Origin of the sequence: uncultured Methylobacterium sp., assembly GCF_964244095.1 — a bacterium.
Taxonomy (GTDB): domain Bacteria; phylum Pseudomonadota; class Alphaproteobacteria; order Rhizobiales; family Beijerinckiaceae; genus Methylobacterium.
The window spans coordinates 1-639 of record NZ_CAXTHR010000047.1 but is presented as its reverse complement, the minus strand read 5'-3'; the positions used below and the strand labels follow the sequence as shown (position 1 = coordinate 639).

General features: G+C 73.6%; 2 protein-coding genes (1 of these 2 only partly in view). Both read right to left on the bottom strand.

The features are described from left to right. Nucleotides 1–101, bottom strand: partial view of a nickel/cobalt transporter gene (locus ACFE86_RS09715; protein ID WP_375455130.1) — the 5' end (the start) only. Its footprint begins 868 nt before the window's first position; 101 of the gene's 969 nt are visible here — the first part of the coding sequence; the start codon lies at nucleotides 99–101; its stop codon lies beyond the left edge, outside the window. Next, a partial coding sequence (locus ACFE86_RS09710; protein ID WP_375455129.1) for a DUF1007 family protein occupies nucleotides 92–639 on the bottom strand: 548 nt, incomplete at its 5' end. The genes ACFE86_RS09715 and ACFE86_RS09710, both read right to left, overlap by 10 nt.

Here is a 639-nt window from a genome sequence, read left to right as displayed (position 1 = left end):
GCCGAGAGCGCCGCGAGCCCGATCGCGGCGCCCGCGAGCCCCAACCGCAGCCCGAGCCGCGCGGGCGTGGGGCCGACCGCGAGGCCGATCCCTACGGACATGCGACCAGCACCCGGCCGGCGAACTGGACGCCGTAGTTCGAGGCGGCGGTGAGCGCCTCGAAGAACGCCTCGGTCATGCCCGGCGAACCCGCCTGGGCGGCCTTGGGCGGCTCGGCCTTCGGGCGCGTCAGGGTGGCGGCGCAGCCCTGAGGGGCGCCGGCGAGCGTCGCCGCGTCGGGCCCCGCCGCGTAGGAGAAGTCGACGAAGAAGGTCGGGTCGTAGACTTCGAGCGTGGCGACGCCCCGCCCCTGCTGCACCGGCGCCCTGAGCGGCAGGAGGAAGGTCAGCACGAGCGCCTTGTCCTCGATGCGCATCGCCGGCTCCTTGGGATCGGAGAAGGCTTGGTCCCGGCCAGCCACCTTCAGCTTGGTGAAGTAGCCGAACTCGGCGAGGTTCGCGGTGTTCTCGGCGGCCAGCCCCGCCAGCTCGTCGGGCGTCAGCCGGCCGTCGTGATCGGTGTCGAGCCCCTGCGTGACGAAGGCCGTGTACTCCGGGTCGAAGCGCCAGGTGTTGCGCACGCCCGCGACCTTCCCCGCCT